13 protein-coding genes are annotated in these 15,762 nt (G+C 66.6%); all 13 read left to right on the forward strand.

The window, feature by feature from the left end; all coding sequences use genetic code 11:
* Positions 1–30: 30 nt before the first annotated feature.
* The gene (locus F9K07_RS17815) at positions 31–681 is read left to right on the forward strand and encodes a TetR/AcrR family transcriptional regulator (protein ID WP_159594696.1); all 651 of its coding nucleotides are present in this window, start codon (positions 31–33) and stop codon (positions 679–681) included.
* Between the two features lie 78 nt (positions 682–759).
* The gene (locus F9K07_RS17820; protein WP_159594697.1) at positions 760–1,764 is read left to right on the forward strand and encodes a Bug family tripartite tricarboxylate transporter substrate binding protein; all 1,005 of its coding nucleotides are present in this window, start codon (positions 760–762) and stop codon (positions 1,762–1,764) included.
* Positions 1,765–2,236: 472 nt separating this feature from the next.
* Complete coding sequence (locus F9K07_RS17825; RefSeq protein ID WP_159594698.1) at positions 2,237–2,734, forward strand: tripartite tricarboxylate transporter TctB family protein; 498 nt, start codon at positions 2,237–2,239, stop codon at positions 2,732–2,734.
* A gap of 9 nt (positions 2,735–2,743) precedes the next feature.
* Positions 2,744–4,246 carry a tripartite tricarboxylate transporter permease gene (locus tag F9K07_RS17830; protein ID WP_159594699.1) on the forward strand — a complete coding sequence of 501 codons (1,503 nt, stop codon included), beginning with the start codon at positions 2,744–2,746 and terminating at the stop codon, positions 4,244–4,246.
* Positions 4,243–5,073, forward strand: coding sequence for a sugar phosphate isomerase/epimerase family protein (locus F9K07_RS17835; RefSeq protein WP_159594700.1), 831 nt, complete (start codon positions 4,243–4,245; stop codon positions 5,071–5,073). The genes F9K07_RS17830 and F9K07_RS17835 overlap by 4 nt, the downstream gene beginning before the upstream one ends.
* The gene (locus tag F9K07_RS17840; protein ID WP_159594701.1) at positions 5,070–6,425 is read left to right on the forward strand and encodes a hypothetical protein; all 1,356 of its coding nucleotides are present in this window, start codon (positions 5,070–5,072) and stop codon (positions 6,423–6,425) included. Before F9K07_RS17835 ends, F9K07_RS17840 begins: the two co-directional genes overlap by 4 nt.
* Positions 6,426–6,674: 249 nt before the next feature.
* Complete coding sequence (gene dctP / locus F9K07_RS17845; protein WP_159594702.1) at positions 6,675–7,682, forward strand: TRAP transporter substrate-binding protein DctP; 1,008 nt, start codon at positions 6,675–6,677, stop codon at positions 7,680–7,682.
* The gene (locus F9K07_RS17850) at positions 7,679–8,200 is read left to right on the forward strand and encodes a TRAP transporter small permease subunit (RefSeq protein ID WP_159594703.1); all 522 of its coding nucleotides are present in this window, start codon (positions 7,679–7,681) and stop codon (positions 8,198–8,200) included. Before dctP ends, F9K07_RS17850 begins: the two co-directional genes overlap by 4 nt.
* 4 nt (positions 8,201–8,204) lie before the next feature.
* Positions 8,205–9,509 carry a TRAP transporter large permease gene (locus F9K07_RS17855; RefSeq protein WP_159594704.1) on the forward strand — a complete coding sequence of 435 codons (1,305 nt, stop codon included), beginning with the start codon at positions 8,205–8,207 and terminating at the stop codon, positions 9,507–9,509.
* Positions 9,510–9,511: 2 nt separating this feature from the next.
* A complete protein-coding gene (locus F9K07_RS17860; protein WP_159594705.1) occupies positions 9,512–10,567 on the forward strand; it encodes a threonine aldolase family protein in 1,056 nt (351 codons plus the stop codon).
* Between the two features lie 45 nt (positions 10,568–10,612).
* Entirely contained in the window at positions 10,613–12,715 is a 2,103-nt protein-coding gene (locus tag F9K07_RS17865; RefSeq protein ID WP_159594706.1) for a hydantoinase/oxoprolinase family protein, read from the forward strand.
* Positions 12,712–14,346: a hydantoinase B/oxoprolinase family protein gene (locus tag F9K07_RS17870; protein ID WP_159594707.1), complete on the forward strand. Its 1,635-nt coding sequence runs from the start codon at positions 12,712–12,714 to the stop codon at positions 14,344–14,346. Before F9K07_RS17865 ends, F9K07_RS17870 begins: the two co-directional genes overlap by 4 nt.
* 69 nt (positions 14,347–14,415) lie before the next feature.
* On the forward strand, positions 14,416–15,006 hold the full coding sequence (locus tag F9K07_RS17875) for a winged helix DNA-binding protein (protein ID WP_159594708.1): 591 nt from the start codon (positions 14,416–14,418) through the stop codon (positions 15,004–15,006).
* The last annotated feature ends 756 nt before the right edge of the window (positions 15,007–15,762 follow it).

A 15,762-nucleotide genomic window follows, 5' to 3' on the forward strand; every position in this document is an offset into this window, starting at 1 on the left:
TTTATTAACCTATTGGTGAATTATTAGAATATGAGCAACACACCCACACCGGTTGCCGAAGAGCGTCTGCGCGACGCGGAGCGATCGCAGAATACCATTCTGTCCGCGGCGCGGGACGAGTTCGCCGAGCACGGCCTGGGCGGCGCGCGCGTGGACCGCATCGCCGAACGCGCGGGGCTGAACAAGCGCTTGATCTACTACTACTTCGAGGACAAGGAAAAGCTGTTCCAGGCGGTGCTGGAGCAGGTGTACCGCCACATCCGCGAAGAAGAACAGAAGCTCAACCTGCTGCACGTCAAGCCCACCACCGCCGTGCGCCGGCTGGTGGAGTTCACCTGGAACTACTACCTCGAACACCCCGAGTTCCTCACGCTGCTCAACAGCGCCAACCTGCACCGTGCACGCCACCTGCAGCAGTCGCATCGCGCGCGCCAGCTCAACTCGCCGCTCATCGCCACGCTGGGCGAAGTGCTGGAGCGCGGACGCGCCGAAGGCACCTTCCGCGGCGGCATCGACCCGCTGCAGCTGTACGTGTCGATCGCCGGGCTGGCCTACTTCTACCTCTCGAACAACCACACGCTGTCGGCGATCTTCGGGCGCGACCTCATGACGCCCAAGGCGCACAGCGAACGCCTCTCGCACATGTGCGATGTGATCCTAGGGTATGTCCTGAGAAGCTGAACGGCCCGGTGGCTTGACGCTGGTGAAGGCGGTTTCTATTATTAACCGCTCGGTGAATTACAACCCAGGAGACCTGCCATGAAGCCCGTTCCAGTACGCCAGATTCTCGTCACCGCCGTGCTCGCGGCGGCCTCGGTCAGCGCCATGGCGCAATGGAAGCCTGACCGCCCCATCACCCTGATCGTGCCGTGGGCGCCCGGCGGCTCTACGGACCAGGTCACGCGTGTCACGGCCGCGGAGCTGGAAAAGCACCTCGGCCAAAAGATCGTGGTGATGAACCAGCCCGGCGCCTCGGGCTCGGTGGGCACCAAGAACGCCCTGGCCGCGCCGGCCGATGGCTACACCTGGACCGCCGGTGGCGCGAAGGACCTGGGCACCTACAAGGTGCTGGGCATGCTCGACACCTCGGCCAGCGACTGGAACCTGTACCTGAACGTGGCGCACATCGCCGTGGTCGGCGTGAACGCGGACGCGCCCTTCAAGAACATGAACGAGCTGCTCGCGGCCATGAAGGCCCGCCCGGGCACGGTCTCGGTGGCCACCGCCGGCGTAAACTCCAGCGGGCACTCGGCCATCGAGGCGATCGCGCGCGCGGCCAACGTGAGCTACAAGCACGTCACCTACGACGGTGGCGCGCCCGCCGCCGTGGCCGCTGCCTCGGGCGAAACGCAGGTGACCACGCAACTGGCCGCCGAGCAGACCGACATGATCCGCGCCAAGAAGATCCGCCCGCTGGCGGTGGTGGGCGACAAGTCGATCGAGATCGAGGGCTTCGGCAGCATCCCGCCGCTGTCGCAATTCATCCCGGGCTTCAAGGATCCGATCAACTACTTCGGCATCTTCGTGCCCAAGGCTGCGCCGCCCGAAGTGGCGGCCACGCTGAACAAGATCTGGTCCACCGAAATGGTCAAGAGCGATGCGCTGAAGAAGTACGCGCAGGCACGCGGCGCCATGTTCGCGCCGATGTCGGGTGACGAAGCGCAGAAGGCGGTGTTCCCGGCCATCCAGTCCTACGCCTGGACGCAGCAAGCCGCCGGCAAGGCCAAGGTGTCGCCCGACACCGTCGGCATCCCCAGACCCTGATATGACATCCCCCTGCGCCGCTGACGCGGCTTCCCCCTTCTCTTGCGCGCCTGCGGCGCTTGGAAGGGGGACGGCATCTCGGGCCGGCACAGCCGTCCCTTGATGCCCCTGGAGAGAGGCACGCGCGCCGGAGGAGGAGTCCGATCCCGATCCCGCCTTCCGCCTTCCGCCGTCGGGCCGGGCTGAGCAGCGCAGGGGTGCGGGGAAAAGAAGTTCGCGTGTTTGAGTCCGCGAAGCGGGCGAGTTTGCGAACTTCTCCCCGCACACCGAGCAGCGCAAGGAACCCCGCAGGGGCCCGGTCTTCGGCTCGCCTTTCTTTTGGGTACTTTTCTTTGGCGAAGCAAAGAAAAGTGCCTCGGCCGCCGGGCCGAGACCCGGCCAGCCACGAAAGCGACATCGCAACGCCAGAAGAAAAATAAGAAGACAGTGCGACTTGGACGCAGTGAACAACCGAAACGAAAGGCAAAAGCAGATGGTCGAGGAAGGAAAAAGCCCAAGGTCCGATCTCTGGGGCGGTGCGGCATGGGTGGTGTTCGGCCTGTTGATCGTGGTCGGCTCCCTGCGCATGGACCGCTTCGAGTCCATGGGCGCACAGCTCTACACCATGCCGGGTTTCGTGCCGGGCTTGATCGGTGGCATGGTCGCGTTGCTCGGCCTGTTGCTGGTGCTGCGCGGCTGGCTGCGCCACGCGAAGGAAACCGCTTCTGCCGACTCGCAGCCGACCGGGCCCCTGTTGAACCGGCGCATCACCATCACCATGGCGCTGGCACTGGTGTACGCCGGCCTCTTGCTGGGCCGCGCACCGTTCTCGCTGGTCACCGCGCTCTTCGTGGCGGCCTTCGTCGCCGTCTTCAGCCCGCCCGAATACCCGCCGCTGCGCCGCGCGGTGGTGGCGCTGGTGGCCGGTGTGCTGACGTCGGCGGTCGTCACCGTCGTCTTCGAACAGCTCTTCCTCGTCCGTCTTCCTTGAGCCCCCACCATGTTTGAAGGCTTGATCATGTTCGGCGAGTCGATCGCCCGCTTCAGTGGCCCCGAGACGATTGCCTACGCCCTGCTCGCCTCGTTGATCGGCGTGGTCATGGGCGCCCTGCCCGGCCTCACCGCCACCATGTCATTGGCGCTGGTGACCACGCTCACGCTCAAGCTGCCGCCCAGCCAGGCGCTGCTGATCCTCATCTGCACCTACGTGGGCAGCATCTACGGGGGGTCGCGCTCGGCGATTCTGCTCAACATCCCGGGCACGCCGGCATCCGCAGCCTCGTGCCTGGACGGCTACGCGCTCGCGCGCCAGGGCATGGCCGGTCGCGCCATGGGCATTGCCACCACCGGCTCGGTCATGGGCACCTTCATCGGCATGTTCTTTCTCGCCACGTTCACGCCGGTGCTGGGCAATCTGGCGCTGAAATTCGGCGCCTACGAATTCTTCTGGCTCGCCCTCTTTGGCGTCATCATCGCCGGCACGCTCACCGGCGACGACCCGCTCAAGGGCTGGATCGCGGGCATCGCGGGCCTGTTCATCGCCACCATCGGGCAGGAGCCGCAATACGGCTACGAACGCTTCGCCTGGGGACTGCGCGATCTGGCCGGGGGCATCCAGCTGGTGCCGGCGCTGGTGGGCGCCTTCGGTTTCGCCGAACTGCTCACCGCGATGCGCGATCGGCAGGCGCCTGTGAAGATCAGCGCCTTCGACACCGTCATTCCCAAAGTGCGCGACGTGCTGCAGTACTGGCGCACCATCCTGCGCTCGGGCCTCATCGGCACCGGCGTGGGCATCGTGCCCGGGGTGGGCGAAGACGTGGCGGCGTGGTCGTCCTACGCCGCGGCCAAGCGCGCGAGCAAGGAAAAGGAGAAATTCGGCAAGGGCTCGGTGGAAGGCCTGATGGCCGCCGAGACCGGCGACAACGCCTGTGTGCCGGGCGCGGTCATTCCGGTGCTCACGCTGGCCATTCCGGGCTCGGCGCCGGCGGCCGTGCTGATGGCCGCGATGATCATCCACGGCGTCAAGCCCGGCCCGCTGATCATGGTGGAGAACCCCACCTTCGTGTACGACGTGGTCACCATGATGCTGTTCGCCACCATCGGCATCCTCATCTTCGGCCTGGTGCTCACCAAGGCGCTGGTGCAGGTTCTGCGCGTGCCGCAGCACCTGATCGTGCCGATCGTCTTCGTGCTCTGCGCGGTCGGCAGCTTCGCCATTGCCGGTCGCCTGTTCGACGTCTACGTGATGCTGGCCTTCGGCCTCATCGGCTTCTTCCTTCGCCACTACGGCTACCCCATGGCACCGCTGGTGCTGGGCATCGTGCTGGGCGACCTGATGGAGAAGAACCTGCGCCGCGCCTTGATCCTGTCCGATGGCGATCTCTCGCCTTTCTTCACCCGTCCCATCGCCGGCACGGTGGCCGCCCTCATCTTCGCCACCATTGGCTTCAAGCTCTGGTCGCTCTACCGCAACAAGCGCCGCCACGCGCCCCCCCTCGCATGAAACTCGCTTTGTGCAACGAGGTGCTGCAGCCCTTGCCATTGGCCGCGCAGTGCGAAGCCGCCGCGCGCATGGGCTACGACGCGCTGGAGATCGCGCCCTTCACGCTGACCGACGACCCCACCACGCTCGACGAGGCCGCCGCCCGCCGCGTTCGCACCGCCGCGCACGACCATGGCCTGCAAATCGCCAGCCTGCATTGGCTGCTGGTGAAACCCGAAGGCCTGTCGCTGGTCAGCGACGACGCGGCTTTGCGCCGCCGCACGCTGGACCTGCTGCGCCGCCTGATTCACTTCGCAGCCGCGTGCGGCGCGCGCGTGCTCGTGCACGGTTCGCCCAGGCAGCGCTCCCCCTTGCCCCACCAATCCGTGGCCGACGCCACCGCGCACTTCGAAGCCGCGCTGGCCGAGCTCGCGCCACATGCCGAGGCAGCGGACGTCACCTATTGCGTCGAACCGCTGGGGCCATTCGAAACGCAGGTGATCAACACCGTGGCCCAAGCCGCTGCGCTCGTCGATCGCATCGGCTCGCCCGCCATCCGCACCATGCTCGACGTGAGCGCGGCCTCGCACAGCGAAAGCGAACCGGTGCACGAGGTGCTGCGCCGCTTCCTGGCCAGCGGGCACATTGCCCACGTGCAGGTCAACGACAAGAACCGCCGAGGCCCTGGCCAAGGCGACACCGACCAGCGCCCCGTGCTGCAGACGCTCAAGGACACGGGCTATGCCGGCTGGGTAGTGGTCGAACCCTTCGAATACGTGCCCGATGGCCCCGGCGCTGCCGAGGCCTCGGCCCGACATGTCCGAGAACTCTGGAAAAAATTGAGATGACCCCCGTCAGCCTGCGCATCCGCGAGGTGCAGCTCTTCGAACGCCACGTCACCCTGCGCCTGCCCTTTCGTTTTGGCGCTGCCACCGTCACCCAGTGCCCGCAAGCTTTCGTGCAGGTGCGCGCCGAAGTGCATGGCAAAACCGTCGAAGGCGCGAGCGCCGAACTGATGGTGCCCAAGTGGTTCGACAAATCGCCGAACCTCACCCACGAACAGAACTTCGAGCAACTGCGCGAAGCGCTGCGCAACGCGCGCACGGCCTTCCTCGCCACGCCCGATGCGTTGGGCCCATACGCCCATGCGCAGACCGCGGGCGACAGCGCCATCGCCGTGTCGGTGGCGCGCGGCCTGCCACGTCTGGTCGCACAGTTCGGCACCGCCCTGCTCGACAAGGCTGTGGCCGACGCCGCACTGCGCGCCGCCAACCTTTCCTGGGTGGACGGCGTGGTCGCGGGCGCGCTGGGCGACCCTTGGAGCGCGCAACTGCGTCTGGCCCGCCCGGAGCGCGTGGTGCTGCGCCACACCGTCGGTCTGGCCGACCGCCTCACCGACGAGGAGCCCGGCCACGATCCGCAAGATGGCCTGCCCGCCACACTGGAGGCCGCGATCCGCCACTACGGCCTGCACCATTTCAAGCTCAAACTCAGTGGTCAGATCGAGGCCGACATTCATCGGCTCACCCGCATCGGCGAGGTGCTGCGGCGCACGGCGGGCGACTACCGCGTCACGCTCGATGGCAACGAAACCTTCACCGACGCCACCAGCCTCGGGCGTTTCTGGCACACGCTGCGCACCACTCCCGCGCTGGCCGACATGCTGCAACGCACCCTGCTGCTCGAACAGCCGCTGGCCCGCGCGGTGGCGCTGCGCGAATCCATCGCCTCGCTGGGCATCGAAGTGCCGGTGATCCTGGACGAGTCCGACGACCACACCAGCGCGCTCGACGAAGGCCTGGCCCTGGGCTACAACGGCATCTCCAGCAAGGCGTGCAAGGGCATCTACCGCTCGCTGCGCAACGCCCATCGCATCGCGCAGGATCCGCGTTTGCTTCTGTCCGGCGAAGACCTCACCTGCCAGGCCGGCCTGGCGGTGCAGCAGGACACGCTGCTTGCGGCCAGCCTGGGCGTGACGCACATCGAGCGCAATGGGCACCACTATGTGGACGGGTTCGGCACCGCGCCGCAGGAGGAGGCGCAGGCGTTTGCTGCGGCGCATGCGGGCTTCTACGACAACAGCGCCACCCGCCCACACCTGGCGGTGCGCAATGGCCAGCTCGACCTCAGGTCCCTGCACGTCGCCGGCTTTGCGACGGCTGCGATGCCGCTTTGGCGCAGCTTGCAGGCGATCGTCTGACTTGCCCTGGTCCGGGCCGGCTGCACCGGCCTTGGGCCTTGGAATGAGGCCCTCCTTCCAGCGAAAGTGGGCGCTGGTGCGCTGAACCAACCGTTGTTCATTACACGATTTCACCCTGTCGTGGGTGCTTCTTCGCCCGGAGATGGGGGAAAGCCGGGCAGCAAATTACCGGCAAATTGCGTCATTGATCCACGGCATGCCGCACCCCAAAATGCCCCTGGTCCATCTACCCAATCACCAGGAGTTTCGATGAAAAACAAGCCCATGTCCGGGATGCTCAAAGGCGCAGCCATCCTGGTCGCCGCGACCATTTCCTCCTACGCCACGGCGGCCACCGAGTGGAAATTCTTCACCTACTTCCCGGTCAACGACAAACCCGCCCAGCTCAACCGGGACTTCGCCCAGGACGTTTTCAACGCCACCGGCGGCAAGCTGCGCATCAGGGTCATGGCCGCAGGCGAACTGCCATTCAAAGCCCCCGACGTGTTGCGCGCCGTGGCCACCAACCAGGTGCAGATGGGAGACGTGGCCATCGGCTTCCTGGCAGGTGAACTGCCGGCACTGAACGTGCTGCAACTGCCCTTCCTGTGCACCAGCTACCCGCAGTTCGACCGCGCCATACAGGCCGTGGCGCCGATCGCCGAGCAGGAGGTGCAGACGCGCTACAAGGTGTCCATCGGCATGCACTGGACCATGCCTCCACAGAACATCTGGCTCAACCGCACGGTCGAGAACATCGGGGACCTGAAAGGCCTGAAGGTCCGGGCATGGAACCCCGAGCAAGTCGACATGATGAGGCGCCTGGGTGGCAATGCCATTTCCATCACGTCCGCCGAGGTGATTCCCGCCCTGGAGCGAAGGGTGATCGACGCGGCCATCACCTCTGCCTTGTCGGCCAACGACTGGAAGGCCTATGACATCGTCAAGACCGGCTACCTGGTCAACATGACGATGGGCCACCAGGTCATGCTGATCAACGATGCACAGATGCAAGCGCTGGAGCCGGGCGTGCGGGCCACGCTGCAGGCCAAGCTCAAGGAATGGGCGCCCAAGTTCCGCGCCATGTCCGAGCAAGGTGAGATGGCCGCGCGCGCCAACCTCCAGGCCCACAAGGTCACGCTCAAGGAAGCCAGCGCCCAGGATCTGCGCCAGGCACGCGCGCTGATGGAACCGTCGTGGAACGAATGGGCCACCAAACATGGCGCTGTCGCCCAGCAGTTGCTGTCGGCGGTGCGCACCGGGTGCACCGTTCCATGAGCGCCCACGAACTGGCCCAGGACATCGCACCCGAGTCCGGCCTGCAGCGCTGGACCGGCTGGTGTTGCGATGCCGCCGGACTGATGCTCGTGGTCATGGCCGCGCTGATCGGCGTCGAGATCGTCGTGCGCACGGTGTTCGGCACCTCGACCATGGTCGCTGACGAGTTCTCCGGTTATCTGTTCGTCTGGATCACCCTGCTGGGCTTTGCTCATGCCTTGCAAAGCGGCGCCTTCCTGCGGGTGGACAACTTCGTGGCGCGTCGGTCGCCGCGTGCGCAGGCGGCCCTGGAATGCGTCTCGGCCCTGGCCGGCATGGCCGTGACCGCCGTGTGCGCCTATGCCACCGGCCTGCTGTGGCTGAACAGCTGGAACTTCGGCACGGTGTCGATCCAGCCCTCGGCAACGCCGTTGTACCTGCCGCAAGCCATCCTGCCGGTCGGGTTCGCCTTGCTCTTCGCTCTCTACGCGGCCAGCGCCGTCCGCGCGCTGCGCGCGACCCTTTCCACTCAGGAGTAGCACCATGGCGTGGCAATGGATCGCCGCCATGTACGGCGTGGTTCTGGCGTGCCTGCTCGTCTTTGGCGTGGGCATTGGTTCGGCAATGGGCCTGCTCGGCATCATCGCCATCTCGGTCGCTTCGGGCTTCAGCCTCTGGCCCACCCTGGGCGACATCGTGTGGAACTCCACCGAGTCGTTCACGCTGGTGGCGGTGCCCCTGTTCGTGTTGATGGGCGAGGTGATCCTGCGCAGCGGCGTGTCGCGGCGCTTCTATGCCGGTCTGTCGACGCTCATGTACGGCGTGCGCGGCGGCCTTGCCCAGTCGAACCTGGTCGGTTGCGCCATCTTCGCGGCCGTCAGCGGTTCGTCCACGGCCACGGCCATGACCATCGGCACCGTCGCCATTCCGGAGATGCGCAAACGCGGATACGCGGATTCGCTCTCGCTGGGCACGCTCACCGGCGGTGGCTGCCTGGGCATTCTGATCCCGCCCTCGATCCCGTTGGTGATCTACGCCTCGGTGGTGCAGGAGTCGGTGATCGACCTGTTCATGGGCGCGGTGATTCCGGGCCTGCTGCTGGTGCTGCTGTTCATGCTGTGGGTCGGCTTGATCGTGCGCTTGCGCCCGTCTCTCGCGCCGGCCAAAGGCCGCCGGCCGACGCGTGCCGAGGCTGTGCGCGCCATGGTGGACTGCCTGCCCGTGGTGCTGCTGCTGGTGGTCATCCTCGGCGGCATGTACTTCGGCATCGTGACGCCGACAGAGGCCGCCGCGCTGGGCTGCATCGGCGCCATGGTGCTGGCGCTGCTGTACCGCGAACTGAGCTGGACCGGCATGCGCAGCGCCGTGCGCAACGCCGTGGTCACGAACGCGGTGGTGATGTTCATCATCGTGAACTCGCAGATCCTCAGCTTCTCGCTGACGACCACGGGACTCGGCCACGAGGTGGCCCAAGCACTGGTGTCTACCGGGCTCTCGCCGTTCCTGTTCTTCTGCGTGCTGGTGGTGGTGTACATGGTCCTGGGCATGTTCATCGACGGCATCTCGATGATGTTGCTCACGGTGCCGCTGCTGTACCCGGCGATCCAGGCCATGGGCTTTGACGGGCTCTGGTTCGGCATTGTCATCGTGGTGTTGATCGAATTGGGTCAACTGACACCGCCGATGGGACTGAACCTGTTCGCCATCCAATCCATCGCGGCGCCCGCCACCATGGGCACCATCGCCCGATCGTCGTTGCCCTATGCGGTGCTGATCATCGTCCTGGCCTTCGTCCTCTACGCCTTCCCGGCGTTGGTGCTGTGGCTGCCCGCGAGTCTCAAGGGATGAGCATGGACCTGATCGACCTGCGCAGCGATTTTCTGGCGCCGCTCAGCCAGGCCATGCGTGCGGCCGCCGCAACGGCCGCCGACGCACGGCACTTCGGCCTGCGCGAAGACCCCTGGCAGCAGCGCCTGGAGGCGCGCGTGGCCGAGCTGCTGGGCAAGGAGGACGCGCTCATCTTCCCGACCTGCTCCATGGCCAACACGGTCGCGCTGATGGCGCAATGCCGCCCCGGCGACACCGTGCTATGCCCGGCCGATGCGCATGTGCTGTTGTCGGAGGGCAATGCGGCCGCTGCGCTGGCGGGTGTCGCCCTGCATGCCGTGGCAGACCCGGGCGAGGCGGCAGAGCGGCAATGGTTCGCACCAACCGCCGCCTGGGCCCAGGCCCTGGGTACAGGCGCGGACGCGCAACGCGCCCCGGTGACGCTGTGCGTGCTGGAGAACACGCACAACCGAGCCGGCGGCTGGGCCCTGCCCGTCGACCATCTCGATGCCGTCGCGCAGGCGGCCGCAAGCGCCGGCGTGGGTCTGCACATGGACGGCGCGCGGCTGCTGTACGCGGCGGCCGCACAGGGCGTGGCACCCGCCCGGCTGGCGCGCGGCTGCGACAGCATCGCCTTGAGCCTGAACAAGCACACGGGAGCGCCAGTGGCGGCATTGCTCGTGGGCAGCCGGGCATTGATCGAACGGGCCCTGGTGCTGCGGCAACGCCTGGGCGGCGGGCTTCGGCCCGTGGGAGCGGCGTGCGCGGCGGCACTGCAAGGCCTGAGCGAGCTGGATGAACTCCCCGCGGTGATCGAGCGCACACGGCGACTCGCGCACGCGCTGGCCGCGTTGCCGCGCATCACCGTGAACGAACCCGAGCGCAGCACCAACCTCGTCGTCGTCGAATTCGCCCCGTCCCTGGGCACCGACCACGCGTTGTCGGAACTGGCCTCGCGCAACGTTCTGGCCCTGCCCTTCGGCCCGGGCCGCCTGCGACTGGCCTTGCACCGCGGCATCACCGATGCACAGGTGGACGCCGTGCTGGCCGCGGCCACCCTGATTTCTTCACGTCTTTGATTCGCCACCCGGCGAGGTTTTCTTTTTCCTGGAGCAACCCAAACCATGAGCTGTAGAGTTGGTATTGACATCGGTGGCACCTTCACCGATTTCGCCCTTTTCGACGACGAGCGCAAGGATGTCACCATCCACAAGGCGCTCACCACCCCGGCCGAGCCGGAGCAGGCCGTGCTGGCCGGCATCACCACGCTGGCACAGCGCGCCGGGGTGGCCATTGCCGACATCTCCATGGTCGTGCACGGCACCACCCTGGTGACGAATGCCGCGATCGAGCGGCGCGGCACACCCACCGCCATGCTGGTCACGCGGGGTTTCCGCGACGTGCTGGACATCGCCATGGAGCAGCGCTACGACCTGTACGACATGCGCCTGCGATTCCCTGCCCCGCTGGTGTCGCGCCATCTGCGCATCGAGGTGGACGAACGCATGGACTGGGAGGGCAAGGTGCGAACGCCGCTGTCGCTCGACGGACTGGAAGCATCGGTTCGCAACGCCGTGGAGCAAAGCGGCGTGCAATCGGTCGCGGTGTGCCTGATGCACGCCTATATCAATGACGCCCACGAACAGCGCATCGGTGCCTGGCTGGCCGAGAAGTTTCCCCAGCTTCGCGTCTCGCTGTCCAGCGTGGTGTTTCCCTTCGCCCGTGAATACCAGCGCTGGACCACGACCTGTCTCAATGCCTATGTGCAACCGCTGGTGGACGACTATGTGAACCGCCTGGAGAACGGCCTGGCGCAGGCCGGCTTCAAAGGTGAATTCTTCATCATGAGTTCCAGCGGAAGCACGCTCACGCCCGAGATGGCACGCCGATTTCCGGTGCGCCTGCTGGAATCGGGTCCGGCGGCCGGCGCCTTGATGTCGGCACGCCACAGCCAATCGTTGGAGCGTCCGCAGATCCTGTCCTTCGACATGGGCGGCACCACCGCCAAGGGCTGCGTGGTGCTCGACCACACACCGCTCAAGCGCTACGACTTCGAGGTCGGGCGGGTGCACGGCTTCAAACGCGGCAGCGGCCTGCCGGTGAAGATCCCGGTGATCGACATGATCGAAATCGGCGCCGGTGGCGGCAGCATTGCCGAACTGGACGACCGCGGCGTGGTGCGCGTCGGGCCCCGCAGCGCCAGCTCCGTTCCGGGGCCGGCATGTTATGCGCGTGGTGGCGTCGAGCCGACCCTGACCGATGCCAACCTCGTGCTGGGCTATCTGGATGCCGACAGCTTTCTGGGGGGCACGATGAAGCTCGACGTCGAGGCCGCGCGGCGGGCGATTGGCGAGCGCATCGGTGAGCCCCTGGGTGCCGACGCCGAGCGAGGCGCATGGGGAATTCACGAGGTGATCAACGAAGACGTGGCCAAGGCCTTCCGGGTGCACGCCTCCGAGCGCGGCGTGGACTACCGCCGTTGCAGCATGATCGTCTTCGGCGGCTCCGGCCCGCTGCATGGCGCCCGCATTGCGCGCAAGCTGCGCGTGCCCCAGGTCGTCTGCCCCAACGGCGCCGGTGTGATGTCGGCCTTTGGCCTGCTGTCGAGCCCGGTGGGCTTCGAGGTGGTGCAGTCCTTGCGCATCCCCTTGGCGCAGCTCACGCCTGCCCAGTACCTGGAGATCGTGCAAGGCCTGGAGCAGCGCGTGCGCGCCGAATTCAAGGGCGGCGAGCTGGCACAGGCCGACGGCCGCCTGCAACTCAAGCTGGACATGCGCTACGTCGGCCAGGGCTATGAAGTCGAGGTGGACCTGCCCGATCCGCGCAATGCCGCCGTGGTGGACCAGCTCAAGACCTTGTTCGGCAAGGCCTACGCCGCCATCTTTGGCCAGAGCTTCGACGACAAGGAGATCGAAGTGGTGGCCTGGAAAGCCGAAGTGCAAGGCGCGGTGCCCGGCGACGGCAGCACCTACCGCCTGCGAGACGGCCAACGCGATGCCAGCGCCGCACTCAAGGGCCACCGTCGCGCCTATTGCGCCGAGCGCCATGTCTTTGCATCCACACCGGTGTACGACCGTTACCGGCTGCGGAGCGGGGACACGATCGACGGCCCGGCCCTGATCGAAGAAACCGAATCGACCTGCGTGATTGCGCTGGGCGACCAGGCCGTGGTCGACCACCAGGGCAATCTCATCATCCACATCGACATCGAAAGCACCCCATCGTGACCATCGACGCCATTTCCCTGGGGGTCCAGTGGGACCGCCTGATCTCCATCGGAGACGAAATCATCAATTCACTGGTGCGCACCTCTTTCTCAACCAATGTGCGCGAGAGCTACGACCTGTCGTGCCTGGTGTTCGACAGCAAAGGGCGTGCGGTGGCCCAGGGCAGCTACAGCGTGCCGTCCTTCACCGGTACGGCCGCGGCCACACTGGCGGCGATGCTGGCCGTTTACCCGGCGTCCACGCTGCGACCGGGTGATGTGATCATGACCAACGACCCCTGGCTGGGCACGGGCCATCTGTTCGACGTGAACGTCATGCAACCGATCTTCCGCCAGGGGCGCATCGTCGGCTACAGCATGAGCATCACCCACCTGCCCGACATTGGCGGCGCGGGCTTCTCGGCCACGGCGCGCGAGATCTACGAGGAAGGCCTGAGGCTGCCCGTGTGCTTCCTCGCCCGTGCAGGCGTGCTCAACGAACAGGTGCTGGACATCGTGCGCGCCAACGTGCGCGTGCCGGACCAGACGCTGGGCGACCTGATGGCGAACATGGCCTGCACCACCGTGGGCGCGCGAATGGTCAACGAGTTCCTGGACGAGTACCGCATGGACGGCATCGACACACTGGCCGACGCCATCCTGGCCCAGTCCGAGCAGGCCATGCGCGCCCAGATCGCGCTGCTGCCCGACGGCGTGTACCGCAATGCCATCCAGATCGAAGGAGCAGACCGGCCGCTCACGCTGGCCTGTGCCGTGACCATCGCGGGCGACCAGGTGCATGTGGACTTCACCGGGACTGACGCTGCGGTGCAGTCGGCCATCAATGTGCCTATGTGCTACACGCGCGCCATGAGCATCTATGCGATCAAGTGCCTCACCACGCCCTCCATCCCGAACAACGAAGGCAGCGTGGCACCCGTGTCGGTGTCGGCTCCGGAGGGATGTCTGCTCAACGCCGTGACACCGTCGCCCACCGGTGGACGCCACATCGTCGGCCACTTCGTCGTGCCGTTGATCTTTGGTGCGCTGGCCGACGTGGCGCCCGAGCGCGTGCAAGCCGACTCCGGCATGCTGGACCTGATCAACATGAGCGGCGTGACCCGCGACGGCCGACCGGTGGCCAGCATCTTCTTTGCCTCGGGTGGGTTTGGCGCGCTGCACCAGCTCGATGGTGCACCCACCACGCCCTCCCCCTCGAACATGACGGGAACCTCGATCGAAGTGTGGGAGAACCTCACGGGGATGTTCATCGAATCCAAAACCCTGCTCACCGACAGCGGCGGAGCGGGTGAGTACCGGGGCGGTCTGGGCCAGCGCATCGAGTTCATCAACGACAGCGCGGGTGACGTGGTGATCTCCTGCCTGGCGGGTCGCACGGAGTTCGCGCCCAAGGGCATGCGTGGGGGCCATGAAGGCGCGCTGCGCCGCTTGCAGGTGAACGGCAAGGAGGTGCACCCGAAGGGCCGCTACATCCTGCAACGCGGAGACCGCCTCACCACGCTCGAGGCCGGTGGGGGTGGCTTTGGCGACCCCACGAAGCGCGATCCGCAGGCCATCGCCGAGGACCTCGCGCAGGGCTTTGTCTCCGCCGAGGCGGCCGCAGCTGTCTATGGCCACACCATCGCGGGTTGAGCGGCGGCGGGCCACGGCAATAATCGGGTCTGTTTATCCCTGGCCCCCTGCCGTGGCGCCGCTGAAGTCATGCCGAAACCCAAGTCCTCCAAACGCCTTGTCGCCGCCACCGCACCCAGCGGCGGTTCGGGCGCGGCAGAATTTCAGCCCAACGCCGTGAGCCGCGACCTCAGCGACTTCGAGTACGCGCTCATCACCTTGATGTTCGGCTTCCAGACCTGGAGCGAGAACTGCCTGGACGCCGCCGACTTCCGGGGCCTGAAGTCCCTCGACATCCTGGTGCTGCATGCCGTGAACCACCGGGCGCGCCGACGCCGGCTGAACGAGGTGTGCATGGTGATGAACATCAGCGACACCCACCTGGTGGCCTATGCTTTGAAGAAACTCATCGCCGCGGACCTGGTGGCCGTGCACCTGCAAGGACGGGAGCGCGTGTTCGAGGCCACGGCCAAGGGCGAAGAAGCGTGCCTGGCCTACCGGAAGGTGCGCGAGCAATACCTGGTGCCGGGCGTGGACTGGATCGCGGACGTTTCCCAGCGCAGCAAGCAGGCGGCGAACTTCATGCAGGCCATGACGGCCTTGTATGCGCAGGCCGGACGCATCGCGACCGCCGAGACCGCCGGGAATCCGAAGTCACCGCCGCTGCACACCAAGCGTTGAGTCCTTGGCCGCTAGAGATCGGCGTCGTGACGCACGTGCGGCGGGGTGGTGCTGGGTCGCGCCATCACGTCACCCGCCTCACCGACGAGGAGCCCGGGCGGCGCGACGGGCCTCCTGGTCAAGTTGACGCCCCCCAAATTGGCGGGCGCCTCAGACCTCGACACGGGCTTCTGGCCGCCGTTGACGCTCGTTGCCTAGCCTCCGGGCCGCCGCTGGCATGCGTTGCGTTACCTCCGGGCCGCTGGTGCGTGTGCCCGTTCTCCGGCGCACGCTCGCGGTCGGATGCCCGAGCGCTCAAGACCCCCCGCATCAACACCGCATGCAGGACGCCCCCGTGCAGGCAACCGCGAATGGCGCCTGCGCCCGGACACCCACACCATCGACCTCAGTAGCACCTGGGCGCACCACCGGAGGGACCGGAGAAAACCCGATGTGTGCCACCCTCCCACTCTCGACGGATGGTGGGGTTCGCGGGCGCAGGCGCCATTCGCGGTTGCCTGCACGGGGGCGTCCTGCATGCGGTGTTGACGAAGGGGTGAAGGCTTGCATGGGTATGCGACCGAGAGGTGCGCCGGAGAACTCGGACCACGCCAGCCGTCAGCGGGAGGTGCAGGCCCGACGTCGCCACGATGCAGCGGCACCAAAATCACCAAATAGTTAATACAAACCAGGCTAGCGGGTACAGGCCCCATCGACAACCATCCTCAACTCAGCGCATTTACCCCCGACAAAACCAGGGAAAACCCTGAACACCTT

This window comes from Hydrogenophaga sp. BPS33 (assembly GCF_009859475.1).
In the GTDB taxonomy this organism is placed as follows: Bacteria; Pseudomonadota; Gammaproteobacteria; order Burkholderiales; family Burkholderiaceae_C; genus Hydrogenophaga.